The sequence below is a fragment of the Herbaspirillum sp. 1130 genome, assembly GCF_017833835.1.
GTDB lineage: Bacteria > Pseudomonadota > Gammaproteobacteria > Burkholderiales > Burkholderiaceae_D > Herbaspirillum > Herbaspirillum huttiense.
Genome location: NZ_JAFICQ010000007.1, coordinates 147,298 through 163,115 on the forward strand (window position 1 = coordinate 147,298; position 15,818 = coordinate 163,115).

Annotated in this window: 17 protein-coding genes; 9 read left to right on the plus strand and 8 right to left on the minus strand. The window is 63.8% G+C overall.

Annotated features, from left to right (window positions below; translation table 11 throughout):
• Positions 1-292: 292 nt before the first annotated feature.
• A complete protein-coding gene (locus tag JOD78_RS26180; RefSeq protein ID WP_034332285.1) occupies positions 293-649 on the plus strand; it encodes a hypothetical protein in 357 nt (118 codons plus the stop codon).
• An 83-nt stretch (positions 650-732) separates the two neighbouring features.
• Here the strand turns inward: JOD78_RS26180 and JOD78_RS26185 are convergent, their stop codons facing one another.
• Positions 733-2,001, minus strand: a complete 1,269-nt coding sequence (locus tag JOD78_RS26185; RefSeq protein ID WP_204726353.1) for an MFS transporter — start codon at positions 1,999-2,001, stop codon at positions 733-735.
• A 149-nt stretch (positions 2,002-2,150) separates the two neighbouring features.
• On the opposite strand from JOD78_RS26185, the gene JOD78_RS26190 reads away from it, so the two are divergent.
• The gene (locus JOD78_RS26190) at positions 2,151-3,050 is read left to right on the plus strand and encodes a LysR family transcriptional regulator (protein WP_209534901.1); all 900 of its coding nucleotides are present in this window, start codon (positions 2,151-2,153) and stop codon (positions 3,048-3,050) included.
• A gap of 14 nt (positions 3,051-3,064) precedes the next feature.
• Here JOD78_RS26190 and JOD78_RS26195 read toward each other — a convergent pair whose 3' ends face one another.
• Positions 3,065-3,541 (minus strand): hypothetical protein, encoded by a 477-nt coding sequence (locus tag JOD78_RS26195; protein WP_209569946.1) that lies wholly within the window; start codon positions 3,539-3,541, stop codon positions 3,065-3,067.
• Between the two features lie 248 nt (positions 3,542-3,789).
• Here JOD78_RS26195 and JOD78_RS26200 point away from each other — a divergent pair, with 248 nt between their 5' ends.
• From JOD78_RS26200 to JOD78_RS26215, 4 genes are read left to right on the plus strand one after another with little or no spacing between them, the layout of a single operon-like run.
• Positions 3,790-3,975: a hypothetical protein gene (locus tag JOD78_RS26200; RefSeq protein WP_209569948.1), complete on the plus strand. Its 186-nt coding sequence runs from the start codon at positions 3,790-3,792 to the stop codon at positions 3,973-3,975.
• Positions 3,976-4,022: 47 nt separating this feature from the next.
• Positions 4,023-4,268 (plus strand): ferrous iron transport protein A, encoded by a 246-nt coding sequence (locus JOD78_RS26205; RefSeq protein WP_034332290.1) that lies wholly within the window; start codon positions 4,023-4,025, stop codon positions 4,266-4,268.
• A complete protein-coding gene (locus JOD78_RS26210; RefSeq protein ID WP_209569950.1) occupies positions 4,265-6,091 on the plus strand; it encodes a ferrous iron transporter B in 1,827 nt (608 codons plus the stop codon). Before JOD78_RS26205 ends, JOD78_RS26210 begins: the two co-directional genes overlap by 4 nt.
• Positions 6,088-6,375 (plus strand): DUF6587 family protein, encoded by a 288-nt coding sequence (locus JOD78_RS26215; protein WP_209569952.1) that lies wholly within the window; start codon positions 6,088-6,090, stop codon positions 6,373-6,375. The genes JOD78_RS26210 and JOD78_RS26215 overlap by 4 nt, the downstream gene beginning before the upstream one ends.
• A gap of 33 nt (positions 6,376-6,408) precedes the next feature.
• On the opposite strand, the gene JOD78_RS26220 is transcribed toward JOD78_RS26215, so the two are convergent.
• Positions 6,409-7,614 (minus strand): threonine ammonia-lyase, encoded by a 1,206-nt coding sequence (locus tag JOD78_RS26220; RefSeq protein ID WP_034332296.1) that lies wholly within the window; start codon positions 7,612-7,614, stop codon positions 6,409-6,411.
• A gap of 360 nt (positions 7,615-7,974) precedes the next feature.
• On the opposite strand from JOD78_RS26220, the gene JOD78_RS26225 reads away from it, so the two are divergent.
• Positions 7,975-8,331, plus strand: a complete 357-nt coding sequence (locus JOD78_RS26225; protein ID WP_039782899.1) for a hypothetical protein — start codon at positions 7,975-7,977, stop codon at positions 8,329-8,331.
• Between the two features lie 126 nt (positions 8,332-8,457).
• Entirely contained in the window at positions 8,458-9,030 is a 573-nt protein-coding gene (locus JOD78_RS26230; protein ID WP_034332298.1) for a methylated-DNA--[protein]-cysteine S-methyltransferase, read from the plus strand.
• Between the two features lie 53 nt (positions 9,031-9,083).
• Here JOD78_RS26230 and JOD78_RS26235 read toward each other — a convergent pair whose 3' ends face one another.
• The 4 genes from JOD78_RS26235 to JOD78_RS26250 are packed head-to-tail and all read right to left on the minus strand — an operon-like array spanning position 9,084 to position 12,865.
• Complete coding sequence (locus JOD78_RS26235; RefSeq protein ID WP_039782903.1) at positions 9,084-9,950, minus strand: ABC transporter permease; 867 nt, start codon at positions 9,948-9,950, stop codon at positions 9,084-9,086.
• 15 nt (positions 9,951-9,965) lie between these two features.
• The gene (locus JOD78_RS26240) at positions 9,966-10,838 is read right to left on the minus strand and encodes an ABC transporter ATP-binding protein (protein WP_121037285.1); all 873 of its coding nucleotides are present in this window, start codon (positions 10,836-10,838) and stop codon (positions 9,966-9,968) included.
• Positions 10,819-11,796, minus strand: a complete 978-nt coding sequence (locus JOD78_RS26245; protein WP_209569954.1) for an ABC transporter substrate-binding protein — start codon at positions 11,794-11,796, stop codon at positions 10,819-10,821. The genes JOD78_RS26240 and JOD78_RS26245 overlap by 20 nt, the downstream gene beginning before the upstream one ends.
• 40 nt (positions 11,797-11,836) lie before the next feature.
• Positions 11,837-12,865 carry an ABC transporter substrate-binding protein gene (locus tag JOD78_RS26250; RefSeq protein WP_121037278.1) on the minus strand — a complete coding sequence of 343 codons (1,029 nt, stop codon included), beginning with the start codon at positions 12,863-12,865 and terminating at the stop codon, positions 11,837-11,839.
• A 460-nt stretch (positions 12,866-13,325) separates the two neighbouring features.
• Here JOD78_RS26250 and JOD78_RS26255 point away from each other — a divergent pair, with 460 nt between their 5' ends.
• Positions 13,326-15,227, plus strand: a complete 1,902-nt coding sequence (locus JOD78_RS26255; RefSeq protein ID WP_121037275.1) for a potassium transporter Kup — start codon at positions 13,326-13,328, stop codon at positions 15,225-15,227.
• Between the two features lie 79 nt (positions 15,228-15,306).
• Here JOD78_RS26255 and JOD78_RS26260 read toward each other — a convergent pair whose 3' ends face one another.
• Positions 15,307-15,783, minus strand: a complete 477-nt coding sequence (locus JOD78_RS26260) for an Lrp/AsnC family transcriptional regulator (protein WP_039790529.1) — start codon at positions 15,781-15,783, stop codon at positions 15,307-15,309.
• Between the last annotated feature and the right edge of the window lie 35 nt (positions 15,784-15,818).

A 15,818-nucleotide genomic window follows, 5' to 3' on the forward strand; every position in this document is an offset into this window, starting at 1 on the left:
GCAGTTCCCGCTTGTTACGATTGCTTGCAACGCTCACTGACGCTTGCACTTTCCTCCGAACCTTGTTGTGCGGGATGCGTTCAGAGCATCACGCATGACGCAAACCGAGCTGAGCGGCAGGTCACGAAACCGCTCATCAATTTGCGGCATCGGGGAAGCTGAGAATCAGACCTTGTCCGACATAGCGCAACAGCAAGCCTGCCTATAGTGATGGACATGGATCAACGATCCAGCGACCCGACCTTACTGAAAGCCTCGGGCTTTTTGATAAACACAACGCAAGGAGGTAAGCATGAAGACTCGTCACATCTTGATTTCGTCCCTGTTCATGGCCCTGGCCGGTAGCGCCATGGCCCAGAATGCACCGACCAACGGCAACGCCGTGGGTGCTGCACCGACTGCGCCGATGAGCGCCACCGCGACCACGCCGTCGGCTGTGCCGTCGAACGACCCGTTCGTTCAGAAGCGTCAGGCTGATGCCGACGCCAAGGCCGAGTACAAGGCGCAGAAGAAGGCTGCCAAGCAGGAGTACAAGGCCGACAAGAAGGCCGCCAAGGCCCAGTTGAAGCAGGAAAAGAAGGACTCCACTGCCCAGCGCAATGAAGCCCTGGCCACTTCGCCGGCCACCCCGACTGACAAGACTCCGTAATTTGACAGACTGAGGTCTTGAGGATTATCCCCGGCTGCGGCCGGGGATTTTTTTTGTCCGGGTCTTCTTGCCTGGTGGCCTTTTCAATTGCGTCCCTGCCGCCACAGACGCCGCGCCAGCCAGGCCGCCGTCATCACCTGCAACAGCATGAAGGCGGCCACCGCATTCCAGCCCGAGTGTTCCCAGAACCAGCCACCGGCCGAACCGAGGACACTGCCGCCCAGGTAGTAGGACAGCAGATAGAGCGAGGCCGCATGGCCGCGGCCGCTGCTGGCCATGCGTCCGACCCAGCTGCTGGCGGCCGAATGCGTGGTGAAGAAACCGATGGTCAGCAGCACGATGCCCGTGATCACCAGCGCCAGTGACGAGGTGCAGGTCAGGAACAGTCCGGCGCACGAGGTGGCGATGCCGGCCGCCACCAGCGGTGCGCGGCCATAGCGGTCGGCCAGCGAACCGGCCCAGGAAGAGGACACGATGCCGAAGATGTAGGCGCTGAAGATCAGCCCGGTCAGCGTGGCCGAGAGCGAGAACGGCGGGCTCATCAGACGGAAGCCCGCATAGTTGTACGACGTGGCGAAGATGCCCATGTTGAGCGCCGCGATGCCGAAGGTCAGCGGCAGGCGCGCATGGCCGAGATGGCGCTTCCACAGCGCGACGTGATCGCGCAACTGCATCGTGCCGTTGCGCACGAAGTTGCGCGAGGCCGGCAGCATCAGCACGAAGGCCACCGCCAGCGCCAGATCCAGCGCGCCGATGGCCAGCATGGCATGACGCCAGCCGATGTGCTCGGACAGGGTGCTCATCGCCACCCGCCCCACCATCCCGCCAAAGGCATTGCCGCCCACGTACAGCCCCATCGCATAGCCCAGCCCGCTGGCATCGATTTCCTCCGCGAGATAGGCCATCGCCACCGCCGGTACGCCACCCAGTGCGATGCCCTCCACCGCACGCACCACCAGGATCAGTTCCCAGTTTGGTGCCACCCCGGCCAGCAGGTTGCAGCAGGCCGCGGTGGCCAGCGAGGCGAACATCAGTTCCTTGCGGCCATAGCGTTCCGACACCATGCCCGCCAGCAGAATCGACACCGCCAGAAAACCGGTCGACAGCGAGAGTGCCAGCGATGCGCTCGCGGCACCGATGCCGAATTCCTGCGCGAAGGCGGGCAGCAGCGGCTGCACGCAATACAGCAGCGAGAACGTGGCGAAACCGGAACAGAACAAGGCCAGTACGATGTTGCGATAGGCGGCTGATCCGCGCACGGCTCCGCGCGGTAGAACGGTGGCGGGTTGCTTGACCGGCTTGCCGTGGAGGGCGCTGCTGCCGGTGGTGGAGGTATCGGAGACGGACTGCATGGCGATGCGCGCGCCAGGGATGGGCCGGCGCACGGGGTGTGTTGTGGAGGGAGGCAGTCTGGAATAATTCGGCTATATTGTCCAATATATGGCACCCACGCTCGCCATCTATAAAACAGATATCATCCACTCTTCACAGCGCGCCCGACATGGAACTCCGACACCTCCGCTATTTCCTGGCCGTGGCCGAACAGCGCAGTTTCACGCGCGCCGCCGAGAAGGTCGGCATCGGCCAACCGCCGCTGTCGATGCAGATCAAGGATCTGGAAGCCGAGATCGGCGGTGCCCTCTTCCTGCGCACCTCGCACGGCGTGGAGCTGTCCGAGGTCGGCCGCGTGTTCCTGCCGCACGCACAGAAAGCGGTGGACGATGCCGAGCAGGCCCTGCGTGCCGCGCAGCAGGCGGCCAGCGGCGAAGTGGGTTTGTTGCGCATGGGATTTACTTCGTCGGCGGTATTTCATCCGCTGGTGTCGCACGCCTTGCAGCAATTCCGCGAACGCCATCGCAAGCTGGAAATTTCCCTGAGTGAAGGCATCACCGAACAGCTGCTGGCCGATATCGCTGCCTCACAGCTGGATGCGGCCTTCGTGCGCATCGTCACCACGCCCTCGGCGGAGCTGGGCGTGGTCGAGCTGCCGGCGGAAAAACTGAAGGTGGCGCTGCCGCGTTCGCATCCGCTGGCGCGGCGCAAGTCGCTGCACTTGCAGGATCTGGCCGGGGAGAATTTCATCATGGTCCCGCGCGGCAAGGGCTCGGCGCTCTATGACAACATCTTCAGCGCCTGCCAGGCGGCCGGCTTCGATCCGCAGGTGATCCAGCTGGCCCCGCAACTGACCTCGGCCATCAATCTGGTGGCCGCGGGGCTGGGCATCTCCATCGTGCCCGAGGCGATCGAACAGGTGCAGCTGGCCCAGGTGCGCTATATCGACATCCGCGAGCCGGCACCGCGCGCGCAGCTGTCGCTGGCCTATCACCGGCAGTCGATTGCGGCCTCGCGCTTTGCGGCGCACTTGCAGCGTTCGCTCAAGCGCAGCGCGCCGGACAAGTGAGTTGAATAAACGTCCTAGTTGGACTTGAAGCGCCCCAGCACCGAGTTGGCCTGGCGCAGGAAGGCGCGCGGATGCGCCTCCACCAGCAGTTCCAGCGCGGGCAGCATGCGCTCCAGCGCGATGGTCAGCGCGATGTCGCTGATCTCCTCGCCCCACAGCACCTTCTGCACGAAGGCGGCCGGGCCGATCTCGGCGATCAGGCTCATGCTCATCTGGCGTTCCAGGGTGTCGGTGCGCGGCCCGAAGGTCTCGTCGAAGATGCGCAGGATGGCGTCTTCCAGGTCTACCGAGGGGGATGGATGGGCGGGGCTGGCATCGGCCTCGTCATCCTGCCTGCCGACTCCTGAGGGTGACGGGGCAACGGGTGCCGGCCTCTGGCTGTTGTCGATCAGTGCGCTGGCCTCGCCGGCCATGCGGCTCAGTTGCTGTACGTGCAGCGTCAATGCGCTGATTTCAGCCAGCAACGTGCGCAGCGGCATCGGCTGCGGCATGTCGGATCCGGCGGGCCCTGCTGGATGTGGAATCATCTTGTTGTTGTCACTCAGGCCGACAGGCCTGCTCCCGTGCAAGCTGCTTGAATCGATCGCACCGGCCCGGCCACCCCCACGCGGCCCTTCCGGCTCCCAGTCATCCGGCCTGCGCAGCCGGTCATGCATTTCCCTGTGGAAACAAAAATAAGTATAGTGCGCTGCAAAAATTTACGCATGGAAATTTCAACGGGATTCGGCGAAGAAGCGACATGATTGCCGAAATTATTGTTCAGATGATAAAAGAAAATGATGAAGTTGCGTTTCTTTCATTATCTTTAATACAACACTTGGGAGAGGATTGCGCGGCGGTCGCTGCGGCATATCGCCGCAGCCGCGCCGGACAAGGCCCGGCGGGGCGCTGCCGGTCAGCAGCCGTCAGGCGTTCATCAGGGTGAGGGAATATAATGAGAATCGTTCCTGAATCCTGATCAGAAGAAAAACCATGCGTCTTACTGAACTAGCCAAGGGGGTCGGTGCCATCGTCGACCAGGTGACTGACCTTCAACCCGCCGATGCCGTGGCCGCGCGCCTGCGCGACCTCGGTTTCGTGCGCGGTGAACCGGTGCGGGTGGTAGCCAGCGCACCCTTTGGCGGCGATCCCATCGTGGTCCAGATCGGCTCGACGCGATTTGCCCTGCGCCGAGCCGAAGCCGAGCGCGTGACGCTGGCTGCTGGAGCGGCGGCATGAGCAGCGCCGCCCTCAACATCGCCCTGGTGGGCAATCCCAATTGCGGCAAGACCGCCCTCTTCAATCAGCTGACTGGCGCGCGCCAGAAGGTCGCCAACTACGCGGGCGTGACCGTGGAGCGCAAGTCGGGTGCCTTCACCGCCCCTTCCGGACGCCATGTACGTGTGATGGACCTGCCGGGCGCTTACAGCCTGCAATCGGTGAGCCCTGATGAACGCGTGACGCAGGCGGTGCTGGCCGGCCGCTATCCCGGCGAGACGGTGCCGGACCTGATCGTCTGCGTGGCCGATGCCACCAACCTGCGCCTGCACCTGCGCTTCGTGCTGGAAGTACGCCGCCTGGGCCGGCCCATGGTGCTGGCGCTGAACATGATGGATGCAGCCGCCCGGCGCGGTATCCGCATCGACGTGGCGGCGCTGTCGCAGCGGCTGGGCATGCCGGTCATCGAGACCATCGCGGTCAGGCGCGGCGGCACGCGCGCGCTGGTGGCGGCCATCGATACGCAGGCCCCCGTGCCCTCCCCGGCCGCCGAAGAACCGGATGACTTGCACGTGGAAGTGCGCGCGCTGCTGGCCGATACCGTGGTGATGCCGGCCCCGACCGATCGCCGCGATGATGCGATCGACCGCGTGGCGCTGCATCCGGTCTTCGGGGTGCTGTTGCTGGCGCTGACCATGTTCCTGGTGTTCCAGGCGGTGTATGCCATCGGCAAGCCCATGACGGACGCCATTGCCGATGGTTTCGGCACGCTCGGCGGCGTGGTCGGCGAGTGGCTGCCGGAGGGGCCCTTGCGCGGGCTGGTCACCGATGGCCTGCTGGCCGGGCTGGGCACGGTGCTGGGTTTCCTGCCGCAGATCCTGGTGCTGTTTTTCTTCATCCTGCTGCTGGAGGAGTCCGGGTACCTGCCGCGCGCGGCCTTCGTGCTGGACAAGCTGATGGTCTCGGTGGGCTTGTCGGGACGTTGCTTCATTCCCCTGCTTTCCAGCTTCGCCTGTGCCATTCCCGGCATCATGGGCACGCGCAGCATCACCGATCCGCGTGACCGGCTGGCGACCATTCTGGTCGCGCCGCTGATGACCTGTTCGGCGCGCCTGCCGGTGTATGCCTTGCTGATCGGTGCCTTCATTCCGCATCGTCCGGTGCTGGGGATCTTCAACCTGCAGGGGCTGGCGCTGTTCTGTCTCTATGTGGCGGGGATTGCCGCCGCCATGTTGGTGGCCTGGGTGGCCAAGCGCATCGGCAATGCGCGCCAGGAGCGCGCGCTGTTGATGGAGCTGCCCTCCTATCGCCTGCCGAATTGGCGCGACATTGCGCTGGGCCTGTGGGAACGCGGTGCCATCTTCCTCAAGCGCCTGACCGGCGTGATGCTGGCGCTGACGGTACTGATGTGGGCCATCTGCACTTTCCCCTCGGCACCGGAGGGCGCGACCCGCGCCGCCATCGATTATTCCATCGCCGGTTATATCGGCCACAGCCTGCAAATGCTGTTCGCTCCGCTGGGCTTCAACTGGCAGATCAGCCTGTCGCTGATCCCCGCCTTCGCCGCGCGGGAGACCGCCGTGGCCACGCTGGCCACCGTCTATGCGGTGGGCGGTGAAGAAGGCGCGGCGCTGCAAAGCGCGCTGGCTGCGCATATCTCGCTGGCCAGTGCGCTGTCGCTGATGGTGTGGTTCGCCTTTGCGCCGCAGTGCATGTCCACGCTGGCCATCATCCGCCGCGAGACCCAGTCCTGGCGCATGGTGGCGCTGTCCTTCGGCTACATGTTCGTACTGGCCTATGCCGCGTCCTTCCTGACCTACAACATCGCGAGGTGGCTGGCATGAATCACACGCTGTGGTGGCAATACGCGGTCATTGCCGCGCTGGTGACGGCCAGTGCGCTCTACATGCTGCGCAAGCTGGCACCCTCGGCAAGCTGGCGCTGGCAGGCGCGGCTGGCGAGCTGGTTGATACGTCGTCGTGCGGGGATGTGGCAGGCCCTTGGCCGGCGCTGGCTGCCGCCCGCCAAGAGCGGTGGCTGTAGTGGCGGTGCGTGTGATGGCTGTGGCGATAGCGGTGAGGCCCTGCCGCCGCTGGAACAGAAGATCCGGTTCCATCGCCGCCGCTGAATCCGGGATCCGGCGCGGCGGCGAGGCTGGCGGTCAGTGCAGCTCTTCGGCCTCGAAGCCGGCCGCGCGCAAGGCTTGCAGCACCTGGGCCAGATGCGGACGGCCACGGGTTTGCAGCACCAGTTCGATATCCACGTTTTGCGCGGCCAGGAGCGTAAAGGCGCGTTGATGGTGGACTTCGTCGATGTTGGCACCGGCCTCGGCGACGATGCCGGTGATGCGCGCCAGCGTGCCGGGCACGTCGCGTGAACTGACCTTGACTCGGGCCAGCCGTCCGGCGCGCACCATGCCGCGTTCGATGATGGCCGTCAGCAACAGCGGATCGATGTTGCCGCCCGACAGCACCAGTCCCACGCGCTTGCCGCGGAAGCGGTCCGGATAGCGCACCAGCGCGGCCAGTCCGGCGGCACCCGCCCCTTCCACCAGGGTCTTTTCGATTTCCAGCAGCATCAGCACGGCCTGTTCGATATCGCCTTCATCGACCAGCAGCAGCTCGTCGGCTTCGCGCGCGATGATGGCGCGGGTCAGCGTGCCGGGCGTGCCGACCGCGATGCCTTCGGCGATGGTGCTGGCACCGACCGGGTGTTCCGTACCCTTGACGGCATTGACCATGGTCGGGAAGCGGCGTGTCTGCACGCCCACGATCTCGATCTCCGGCTTGATGGCACGCGCGGCCACGGCCATGCCGGCCAGCAGGCCGCCACCGCCGATGGAAACCACCAGGCAATCCAGGTCCGGCACCGCCTTCATCATCTCCAGCGCAACCGTACCCTGGCCGGCGATGATGGCTTCGTCGTCATAGGGGTGGACGAAGGTCAGGCCCTCTTTCTCGGCCAGTTCGTAGGCGTGGGTGCGGGCCGCTTCCAGGGTGTCGCCATGCAGCACGACATTGGCACCGAAGCCGCGTGTACGTTCGATCTTCACGCCGGGCGTGAAGCGCGGCATCACGATGGTGGCTGGCAAGCCCAGCCGCTGTGCGTGATAGGCCACGCCCTGCGCATGGTTGCCCGCCGACATGGCCACCACGCCGCGCGCACCGCCTTCGCTGGCGGCGACGTCGACCATCTTGTTGCAGGCGCCGCGTTCCTTGAAGGAGGCGGTGAATTGCAGGTTTTCGAATTTCAGGAAGACCTGGGCGCCGACGATCTGGGACAGCGTGCGCGATTCCACACAGGGTGTCTCCAGGATCTGGCCTTGCAGCCGCAGGGCGGCGGCTTCGATGTCGTTGAGCGTTGTCATGCTGAGATTGTAGAGCCAATGGGGTGATTTGTAGCAGTTCGGGCATGCAGCCGCTCAGGATGCCGCGAAAGCAAAGTCGTGGGCCGTTCTGCTTGCAAATTCGAAAATCCGTCGCGTAATTTTTTGCCTGGCCGATGATAACCAGTACCTGAGCAATTGCAGTCCAGACAACACAAAATTTCTTTGCGAGTGGCCATTGAAGTCCGTCGCTGCGCCGACTAGAGTAAAGACTCGTCGCGCCGCCAGCTGCTTCCACCAGGAGACAACAGCCAGCGCGGATGCGGCACCCGGAAGTGGCGCGCGCCCTTCCTTCTCACGCAGATCCGAACAGTCTCAGCAGTTCTCACCCAGGAGATACCCATGAGCATGGCCACCCGGCAACCGGATGTCCGATCGTCCCCGCCCCTGCCCTTCAGTCCCCTCGTTCCCCCGCGCGAACGCGCGCGCTACCACCAGCGCACCACACCCCTGCTGTTGAAACTGGTGGAACTGGATCCGCGCGAAGTCGTGGACGGCATCATGACCCCCAACGGCTTCCTGGCCGCCGAGGTCACGCCGGTGGGCCCGATGCGCGAGGCTTGCCCGCATTGCGAAGGCGTGGCGCTGCAGCTGGTGCTGCGGCACCATCATGTCAAGCGCAGCCATCTGTTTTGCCGCGTATGCACGCGGGTGTATGACGCGTTCAACGAGAGCGGGCATTCGGTGTTGACGGTGTGAAGCGAAGCATCCTCACGTGCAGGGCACTGCTGAAAAGCGGTGCCCTGTTTTCATTGGGAGAATGCCTCCCCATCTCGCTGCCGACACAGTAGAATCAGCCCCCTCAACGCAACAAACGAGATGCCAATGGAATACGCGTACAAGCTGATGGCCTCCCCGGCCGGTTTGCTCAAGCTGGTGGCCAAGGGGGATCACCTGGCGGCCATCCTGTGGGAGGACGACGATGCCCTGCGCGTGCGCCTGGGTGAGATGGTGGAAGATGAAGACCGTCCGGTCCTGATCGAAACCGAACATCAGCTGCGCGAATATTTTGCCGGTGAACGCGAGAGCTTCGATATCCCGCTGCATTTTGAAGGCACCGAATTCCAGCGCCAGGTATGGTCGGCCCTGCTCGACATCCCTTATGGACAGACCCGCACCTATCTCGATATCGCGCGCCAGCTCGGCAACGACAAGGCGGTGCGCGCCGTGGGTGCTGCCAATGGCCGCAATCCCATTTCCATCATCGCGCCCTGCCATCGCGTCATCGGTACCGGCGGCGAACTGACCGGCTTTGCCGGCGGACTGCACGTCAAGAAACTGCTGCTGGCCATCGAGGGCATTTCCACCGAAGGCCGCGATATCGGCCAGGTCATCGACCCGCGCCGCAAGGCGCAATCGCGGCGGCGCGAGGATCCCAACCAGCTGTCGCTGCTGTAAGTCCGAAAACGCAACTAACTCCTGAGCAACAGCCAGCCTGGCGTGCAGCGCGCTCAGCGCTGCATGCCCCACTTCTTTACGGTCACGCGTTCCAGCGTATTGAAGACCAGGTTCTCTACCAGCAGGCCAATCAGGATCACCATGGCCAGCCCGGCGAAGACCTTGTCGGTATAGAGTTCGTTGCGATTCTGGAAGATGTACCAGCCCAGTCCGCCTTTGCCGCTGGTGGCACCGAACACCAGTTCTGCAGCAATCAGCGTGCGCCATGCGAACGCCCAGCCGATGCGCAATCCCGCCAGGATGGAGGGCAGGGCGGCCGGCACCAGTACCTGCAGCACGAAGCCCAGGCCGCGCAGGCCATAGTTGCGGCCGGCCATGCGCAGGGTGTCCGAGACGCCCAGGAAGCCCGCATAGGTATTGACCGCCAGCGCCCACAGCACCGAATGCACCAGCACGAAGATCAGGCTGCCTTCGCCCAGCCCGAACCACAGCAGGGCGATGGGCAGCAGCGCAATGGCCGGCAGCGGGTTGAACATCGAGGTGAGCGTACCCAGCAGGTCGCGCCCGAATTGCGTCGACACCGCCAGCGTGGTCAGCACGAAGGCCGCCACGATGCCCAGCAGATAGGCCTTCAGCAGCACCTGCAGCGACAGCCAGGTCTTGCCGAACAGCTCGCCCGTCTTGAGGCCATCGATGAAGGCCTGGGCGGTCTGCAGGAAAGTCGGCAGCAGCAGGTCATTGTTCTGCCAGCGCGCGACGCCTTCCCATATCAACGCCAGCAGCAGCAGGATGGCTCCCTTGCGCACCCAGCCCTGTTGCCAGATGCGTTGCGGCAGCGAGAACTGGCGCTGCAGCACCAGGCCGGGCAGGGGAGTCAGCGGCAGTTCGTATTCGTCGCGGATAGGGGGAGTCTGGGGCATGGCGTATTTCGGTCTTTAGTAAGAAAAACGGACATCGCTGAAATTGATGACCGGTGCCGCTGTGCTGGCCGCGCTGTTCTCGCCGCCTTCATCGAAGAGCAGGCGGTGAATGCGCTGTGCGGTCTGCTGGAAGCCCACGCCGCCGAGGCTGGACAAGTCGTATTGATGGCTGTTGATCTCGGCGCGCACGCGGCCCGGATGGGGCGAGAGCAGCAGGATGCGGTTGCCCACCACCAGTGCTTCTTCGATGGAGTGCGTCACGAACAGCAGGGTGAAGCGCACCTCATCCCACAGCGCCAGCAATTCTTCCTGCATCTTGCGGCGGGTCAGCGCATCGAGGGCGGCGAAGGGCTCATCCATCAGCAGCATCTTGGGTTGCATCGCCAGCGCGCGGGCAATCGCCACGCGTGCCTTCATGCCGCCCGAGAGCGTGTGCGGATAGGCATCGGCAAAGCGCGCCAGGCCCACCTTCTCCAGGTAATGGCGCGCGCGCTCGGCGGCTTCGCGCTTGCCCAGCGTGCGTGAGGCCAGCAGCGGAAACATCACGTTCTGCAGCACCGTCTTCCACGGCGGCAACTGGTCGAATTCTTGGAACACCACGATGCGGTCCGGCCCCGGCTGATGCACCACCTGGCCGTCGAGACGGATCTCGCCGCCAGCCGGTGGCAGGAAGCCCGCGACCGACTTGAGCAGGCTGGACTTGCCACAGCCCGACGGGCCCAGCAGCACGAAGCGATCCGCCGGATGCACGTCGAAACTGACTTCATGCGTGGCCTGCACCACGGCCGTGGCGGTACGGTATTGCAGGCTCACGCGGTCCACCTGCAGCAGCGGCTGCAGGCTGGCTGCGGCGCTCACGCTGGCGGTTTCAGCTGCCGGGTTGTGCATACGCTTCCTCGAAGAAGTAATCCTTCCAGCTGCTGGCGCGATTCTTCAGCACGCCCAGCGCATGCAGCTGCTCGGCATAGACGAAGGTGCGCTCGGGCGAGACGGTGAAGTTGATTTCCGGGTCTTCCACGATCTTGCGCACGAACTCCGGCGAGAGCTTGGACTTCTGCACGCGGATGAAGGTATCGGCCGCCTTGGCCTTGTTGTTGCGCACGAACTCGGCCGCTTCCACCAGCGCCTTGTAGAAGGCGCGGTAGGTCTTGGGATTCTCGTCGTGGAATTTCTGCGTCGTGTAGAGTACGTTGAAGGTCGCCGGGCCGCCCATGATGTCGTAGGAGCTGATGACCTTGTGCACGTTCTTGTTTTCCAGCGCCTGGTACTGGAAGGGCGGGCTGGAGAAGTGCGCATTGATTTCCGAGCCGCCCGCGATCAGGGCCGCCGTGGCATCCGGATGCGAGAGGCTCACGCTGATGCTGTCGAAGCGCTTGAAGTCTTCCTTGCCGAACACCCTGGCGGTCTCGATCTGCAGCGTGCGCGACTGGAAGCCGACGCCTGCGGCCGGGACGGCGATGCGGTCCTTGTCGCTGAAGTCCTTGATGGTCCTGACCTTGGGATTGTTGCTCAGCAGGTAGTTGGGCATGGAGCCCAGCGAGGCAATCGCCTTGACGTTCTGGCGGCCGCGCGTGCGGTCCCACAGCACCAGGGCCGGCGGCGCACCGGCCGAGACCACGTCCAGGGCGCCGGCCAGCAGGGCTTCGTTCATGCCGGTGGCGCCCGACAGGCTGGTCCACTCGACCTTGATGTCCACGCCTTCCTGCTTGCCGTATTTTTCGATCAGCTTCTGGTCCTGCACCACGTCGAGGATCAGGTAGCCGATGCCGAATTGCTGGGCGATGCGGATCGTGCCTTCGGCGTGGACAGAGGCTGCGCTGCCCAGCGCGATGACGCCGGCCAGCATGGCTGCAAATGATTTATATGATTTCAGCGAAAAAGCCATTTCAGCTGCCCCCTTGCACGTGCGCATCATCAAAGAAGTAATCCTTCACCGAGGCCGGCTTGTTCTTGATGGCCCCCACGCGATGCATGAACTCGGCCAGGCCATAGGTATTCTGCGGGGCGATCTTGAACTGCACTTCCGGGTTCTTGATGATCTGCAGCAGCAGCTTGCGGTCGGTGTTGCCCTTGTTGACCTTCAGGTAGATGTCGGCCGCCTTCTCGGGATTGGCGCTGATGAACTTGGCCGCTTCATCCAGGGCGCCGAGGAAGGCACCGTAGGTCTTGGGATTGTCCTTGCGGAATTTCTCGGTGGCGTACAGCACGGTGGCCGAGGAGGGGCCGCCCAGCACGTCATAGGACTTCAGCACGATGTGCGCGTTGGGGTTGCCGGCCAGTTCCTGTTCCTGGAATGGCGGATTGCCGAAGTGGCCCGTGATCTCGGTACCGCCGCTGATGATGGCCGCAGTCGCATCCGGGTGCGGCACGGCGATGCTGATCTTGTCCAGCTTGTTGTACTGGGCGTCGCCCCACAGCTTGGCCGAGGCCAGCTGCAGCACGCGCGACTGCACCGACACGCCCACCGCAGGCACGGCGATGCGGTCCTTGTCGCCGAAATCGGCGATGGTCTTGACCTTGGGATTGTTGCTCACCAGGTAGTAGGGGAAGTTGCCCAGCGAGGCCACGCCGCGCACGTTCTGCTTGCCATAGGTACGGTCCCAGATGGTCAGCAGCGGGCCCACGCCGGCGCCGGCGATATCGACCGAACCCGAGAGCAGGGCATCATTGACGGCCGAACCGCCGGAGAGCTTGAGCCACTCCACCTTGATGTCGACCCCGGCGGTCTTGCCGTGTTTTTCGATCAGTTGCTGGTCCTGGGCCACGTTCAACAGCAGGTAGACGATGCCGAACTGCTCGGCAATGCGCAGCTGGCCTTCGGCGCGCGCCATCAGCGGGGCGCCCAGCAGCGACAGCGCCAGGGTGGTGGTAAAGAGACGCCGCAGGCGCCCTTTGGAAGAGAGTCGTGTAGTCATGGTGTCCTGTGCGGTGGAGGTCGGCCGGCTTCAGTGGAGAATCCGGCAGTGGATGTGCGGCTTCGGCTTAGAACCGTCATGGTGGTAAAACGCGGTTCTTTATTCGTTCGGAGTATATAAAGGGCAGAGGAGAAAGAAAAACTCGATTACCGCATATCGATATGCGGCCGCTGTATAGGCCGAAAAGCCTAGTCCCACGCCGGTTCCAGGCGATATGAAGGTTTTTGCGGCAGTGCAATTCCGGAACCGCGTCCGTGCGCGGCTGTCAAGTTCCGCAAGCCAGGCGAGAGGCGCGCGCGCAACGTCAGGGTGACGTCTGCGGCATTTTGAGCGCACCACGGGTAGAGTGCGCTAAAGTACGCGTCCTGCCCGGACAGTGGCCAGCCCTCCCCGCCGAGGGTGGCGTCTGCCCCCAGAACCTGTCCGCCGGCACTCTATTTGAAGAAGCAAAGGGAGCAAGATGGGTTCATCTCATACCAATTCAGGCCTTTCCCTCCGGTCGACCAAATTCCACCTGATTACCCTGGCCGCGCTGGGTGTGGTGTTCGGCGATATCGGTACCAGCCCGCTGTACGCATTGAAGGAATGTTTCAGCCCCGACCACGGCATCGCGTTTTCTCCGGGCGCAGTGCTGGGCATCATCTCGATGCTGTTCTGGTCGATCTCCATCGTGGTCACCATCAAGTACGTGATGTTCGTGCTGCGCGCCGACAACAACGGCGAAGGCGGCGTGCTGGCGCTGATGGCGCTGTCGCTGCGCTCAGCCATCTCAGGTTCGCCGCGCGCCAAGCTGCTGATGATGCTGGGCGTCTTCGGTGCCTGCATGTTTTATGGCGACGTCGTCATCACGCCGGCCATCTCCGTGCTCTCGGCGGTGGAAGGGCTGGAGATCGCCGCGCCGAGTACGGCGCATGCGGTCATTCCGCTCACGCTGGTGATCGTGGTGATCCTGTTCCTGATCCAGCGGCATGGCACCAGCGTGGTGGGCCGCTTCTTCGGGCCGGTGATGTTCCTGTGGTTCTTCTCGCTGGCGCTGCTGGGCCTCTACAACATCGTCAAGGCGCCCGAGGTGCTGGTGGCGATCAATCCGTATTACGCCGTGCATTTCATGGCCGAGCATTCGCTGCAGGCCTTCATCGTACTGGGCTCGGTGGTGCTGGTGCTGACCGGGGCCGAGGCGCTGTATGCCGACATGGGCCACTTCGGCATCAAGCCGATCCGCTACGCGTGGCTGTTTACGGTCATGCCGTCGCTGCTGATCAATTACTTCGGCCAGGGCGCCAACCTGATCGCCAATCCGGATGCGATCAAGAATCCCTTCTACCTGATGATCCCCGATCCGCTGGTGCTGCCCATGGTGGTGCTGGCCACCTGCGCCACCGTGATTGCGTCGCAGGCGGTGATCTCGGGGGCCTTCTCGCTGACCAGCCAGGCCATCCTGCTGGGCTTCGTGCCGCGCATGCGCATCCTGCATACCTCCGAGGATGAACAGGGCCAGATCTACATTCCCCTGATCAACTGGATGCTGCTGGTGCTGGTGGTCGCTGTGGTGCTGGCCTTCAAGAAATCCGACAACCTGGCCGCCGCCTATGGCGTGGCCGTGACCACCACCATGGTGATTACCACCATGTTGCTGGGCGTGGTGATGCGCCACATCTGGAAGTGGCGCATGCCGGCCGTGGTGGTGGCCATCGGCTGCTTCATGGCGGTCGACGTGGCCTTCTTCGCGGCCAACCTGCTCAAACTTACCGAGGGTGGCTGGTTCCCGCTGGTCATCGGCGGCGCGGCCTTCTTCCTGTTGATGACCTGGTACTCGGGCCGCATGCTGCTGCGCATGCGCATCAAGGATGACGGCATTCCCATCGAGCCCTTCATCGAAGGCCTGCTGGCGCATCCGCCGCATCGCGTGGGCGGGACCGCCGTCTTCATGACCGGCAACATCGCTACCGTCCCGGTCGCGCTGCTGCACAACCTGAAGCACAACCGCATCCTGCATGAGCGCGTGTTCTTCCTGAAAATCAGCATCTGGGACGTGCCTTACGTGGCCGACAGCGAGCGCCTGACCATGAAGGACCTGGGCGGCGACGTCTACCTGCTGCGCGCCGCCTTCGGCTTCAAGGAAGCACCGGAAGTGCAGAAGGTCATGACGCTGACCGAGCAGCAGTTCGGCCATCACTTTGACCTGATGGATACCTCCTTCTTCCTGGCGCGCGACACGGTGGTGCCGAGCAAGCTGCTGGGCATGTCGCTGTGGCGCGAGCGCCTGTTCGCCTGGATGTACCAGAACGGTGCCAAGCCGTCGGACTTCTTCCACATCCCGGCCAACCGGGTGGTGGAGCTGGGCACCAAGGTGGAGATCTGAGCGGCATGGCACACGCCGCGTGATGCAGAAACAGGGCCGTCCTTCGGGGCGGCCCTGTTTTTTTGTGGAGTGCCCGGACCTATCGCGGGGGCAGGGTGATGGGCAGTGGCGAGGTCGGCTTGACCTCTTCCAGGCAGATCATGGAGCGCAGCCCGGCCACGCCGGGGACCTGCATCAGGCGGTCGGTGAGGAAGTGCGACAGGCTCTTGAGATCCTGCGAGACTACCTTGAGCAGGTAATCGAAGTCGCCCGAGATGGTGTAGCACTCGACGATTTCAGGAAAGGCCTTGATCACCTTTTCCACTGCGCGCACCTGCTTGAATTGCGCCCGGTCCAGCGACAGCGAGACGAAGGCCGTGACATTGAGCCCGACCTCGGCCGGTGCCACCAGGGCGGCATAGCGGCGGATCACGCCCTGCTCCTCCAGCGCACGCACGCGCCGCATGCACTGCGGTGGCGAGAGGTGGATGCGCTCGGCCAGGTCGACGTTGCTGATCTGGCCGTCGGCTTGCAGCAGTTCCAGGATCTTGATGTCGATCTTGTCCATGAGATTCATCGCGACGAAATAATATTTCGTCATCATGGCAAATC